The sequence below is a fragment of the Mesorhizobium sp. M7A.F.Ca.US.014.04.1.1 genome, assembly GCF_003998745.1.
Classification (GTDB): Bacteria; Pseudomonadota; Alphaproteobacteria; order Rhizobiales; family Rhizobiaceae; genus Mesorhizobium; species Mesorhizobium ciceri.
On the sequence record NZ_RZRW01000667.1, the window covers coordinates 1 to 2,845 of the forward strand.

Sequence of the window (2,845 nt, forward strand, 5' to 3'; positions counted from 1 at the left end):
CATCTTGCCACGCGCGACGCCTGCCTGATCGGGCGTGATGCACTCGATGTCCTCGATGCCGCGCCATTCCAGCCAGGCGCTGACTTCCTTCCAGTTCTTGACGCCTCGTTGGTTTTTCACGAAGGCAGGCGTGCGGGCGCGTCCTCCGCGGCTCGACGGACGGACTTCCTTTTTTGCAGGCGGCATCATTCACCAGATTGGGTTGCGGATTGTGGAGTATAGCCGTGCCCTCCTATGGAAGGGAAGGGGAGCCGCGTCGGGCATTGCCCGGTGCGGTTGAAAATCACGCCAATCGGCTTAGTTTCGGCCGTCCCAATTCCAATCGAGGCGTTCAATGCGGCGCAATGACAAACTGACGACGATCGGCTTCGACGCCGACGACACGTTGTGGCAGAACGAGCAGTTCTTCCGGCTGACGGAAAAGCGCTTTGCCGCCATGCTCGTCGACCATGGCGAAGCGGAGCACATCTCGGCACGATTGCTGGAGGCCGAAAGGCGCAACCTCGCTGTCTATGGCTTCGGCATCAAGGGATTTACCCTGTCGATGATCGAGACGGCGATCGAGGTCACGCAAGGCCGCGTGCCGGGCTCGGTCATAGCGGAGATTCTCGATGCCGGCCGCGAGATGCTGAGCCATCCGATCGAGGCCTTGCCGCACGCCCGCGAGACGGTCGAAAAGCTTGCCGGCGCATTCCGCCTCGTGCTGATCACCAAGGGCGACCTCTTCGACCAGGAGCGCAAGCTGGCTGGCTCAGGCCTTGGCGATCTGTTCGACGCGGTCGAGATCGTCAGCGACAAGAATGCTGCCACCTATAGCAGGCTCTTCAACCGCCACGGCGATGGTCCGGCGAAAAGCATGATGGTCGGCAACTCGCTGAAGTCGGATGTGGTGCCGGCCATCGAGGCCGGCGGCTGGGGTGTTCATGTGCCGCATGAACTGACCTGGGTGCTGGAGCATGTCGAAGCGCCGGTAACCGAATCGAGGTTCCGCCAGATATCCGATCTCGGACAACTGCCCGGACTGATCGAAAGCATCATCGATCCCTGATCGCCGGGCGATCCGTGGTCGCCCGGCCTTACCTGGTTTCGATTCCGGACGGAAAAACCGCTATACACTTTCCCGCAATTGCCTCAGCGGCCGATCAGGCGATCGATCACCGGTTGCAACCGTTCGGGCGTGATCGGCTTGGCGATCACCACGTCGATGACACCAGACAGGCCCAGGCTTTCCGTGGTGCCATTCTTGGTTGACAGCAGGATTACCGGTGGCAGCGATTTGCCCGAGGCGCGGCGCAACGCGTCGATGCTGGACATCAGATTGTCGCAGTCCTTGTTGTCGGCGCCGCCGTCAAGGACAACCGCGCCGGGAATGAGCGACCGCAAGATCCTTGCCGCCGTGTCGGGAGATTCCGAAATCGGCTTGAGCCCGGATCGCTCGACGATCTTTGAAATCACCACGCGATTGATTGGCGACCTGCCGACGACAAGCACCTGCGACGGATCACGGATCGCCTCGGTGGTTGAGCCGCGGGTCACCAGATTCGGATGTCTTGGAGTCTCGCCTTCGCGATTCACCGGGCACACAAGTCAGCCAAGAAGCTCGCCCCTATTTCAATGCAGAGTTGAATCCGGAGCGCAATTGGCGTGAGATCGCAGCCTATGTCAAGTTGAAATAAAAGTGCCCGAAATCATCGCCGGGACAGTGAATTTCAAGCAACGCTACTGTACTCGACTGTCCACACGTGCATTTCATAAAAAGAAAATTCACCTGCGCAGGGGCTGCGCAGGTGAAGGGTCGGTTGCATGAATTTCAGTCAGCCGTGGCTCTGCTGCGTGACGATCACCGGGATCAGCAGATCGCCCCAGTTGCCGTCGCCGCCGTGATGTCGTGCCGAGCCCACGAGTTCCACCGAGACGCCCGCCTCGACCGCCTTCATAACCGACTGGTTGAGGCGGTGCAGGTCGTTGGCCAGCATGCGGATCGTCGCCTGCTGGTCGACGCTCATCGTTGTCGACTGTTCCTCGGCGCGTTCCTTGACGCGGCTTATCGATGCCATTGGTTTTCTCCTTGTGTCCCAAGCCCTGTCGGGCGTTTCCTCTGAGTTTTTCTGTTCGCTATTCGGCGGCCGGTTTGAACTGCGCGTGCTCCGTCGATTCATGCATGGCGGTGGTCGACGACTGGCCGCCGGTGATCGCCATCGACACGGCGTCGAAATAGCCGGTGCCGACCTCGCGCTGATGCTTGGTCGCGGTGTAGCCATCGGCCTCGGCCGCGAACTCCGCTTCCTGCAACTCGGAATAGGCCGCCATCTGCCGCGCCTTGTAGCCGCGCGCCAGTTCGAACATGCCGTAGTTGAGCTGGTGGAAGCCGGCGAGCGTGATGAACTGGAACTTGTAGCCCATGGCGCCGAGCTCCTTCTGGAACTTGGCAATCGTCGCGTCGTCGAGGTTCTTCTTCCAGTTGAACGACGGCGAGCAATTGTAGGCGAGCAGCTTGTCGGGATGGTGCTTGCGCACGCCCTCGGCGAATTTCCTGGCCTGCGCCAGGTCGGGTTTCGAGGTCTCGCACCAGATCAGATCCGCGTACGGCGCATAGGCGATGGCGCGGGCAATGCAGGGCTCGATGCCGTTCCTGACATGATAGAAACCCTCAACCGTGCGCCCGGCGTCGTGGTCGACGAAAGGCTGGTCGCGCTCGTCGATGTCGGAGGTGAGCAGCTTGGCGGCTTCCGCATCGGTGCGCGCGACGACCAGGGTCGGCGTGCCCATCACGTCCGCCGCCAGGCGCGCGGCGTTGAGGTTGCGGAGGTGCGCCGCAGTCGGGATCAGCACCTTGCCGCCGAGA

3 protein-coding genes and 2 pseudogenes are annotated in these 2,845 nt (G+C 61.4%); 1 reads left to right on the forward strand and 4 read right to left on the reverse strand.

Annotated elements, in window-relative coordinates:
• Window positions 1–189 (reverse strand): annotated as a pseudogene (locus EOA22_RS29600) (glutamine synthetase); the annotation flags it as partial.
• A 145-nt stretch (window positions 190–334) separates the two neighbouring features.
• On the opposite strand from EOA22_RS29600, the gene EOA22_RS29605 reads away from it, so the two are divergent.
• Window positions 335–1,048, forward strand: coding sequence for an HAD family hydrolase (locus tag EOA22_RS29605; protein WP_063170071.1), 714 nt, complete (start codon window positions 335–337; stop codon window positions 1,046–1,048).
• An 83-nt stretch (window positions 1,049–1,131) separates the two neighbouring features.
• Here the strand turns inward: EOA22_RS29605 and EOA22_RS29610 are convergent, their stop codons facing one another.
• The 3 genes and pseudogenes from EOA22_RS29610 to EOA22_RS29620 form a co-directional block, all read right to left on the reverse strand.
• Entirely contained in the window at window positions 1,132–1,536 is a 405-nt protein-coding gene (locus tag EOA22_RS29610) for a response regulator (protein WP_224621462.1), read from the reverse strand.
• 278 nt (window positions 1,537–1,814) lie between these two features.
• Window positions 1,815–2,057, reverse strand: a complete 243-nt coding sequence (locus tag EOA22_RS29615; RefSeq protein WP_127390436.1) for a hypothetical protein — start codon at window positions 2,055–2,057, stop codon at window positions 1,815–1,817.
• Window positions 2,058–2,115: 58 nt separating this feature from the next.
• Window positions 2,116–2,845, reverse strand: a pseudogene (locus EOA22_RS29620) (isocitrate lyase); the annotation flags it as partial.

Bases quoted from the DNA above. Each gene is read 5' to 3' on its own strand.
- EOA22_RS29615 (WP_127390436.1), bottom strand. From the start codon at position 2,057: ATGGCATCGATAAGCCGCGTCAAGGAACGCGCCGAGGAACAGTCGACA.
- EOA22_RS29605 (WP_063170071.1), top strand. From the start codon at position 335: ATGCGGCGCAATGACAAACTGACGACGATCGGCTTCGACGCCGACGAC.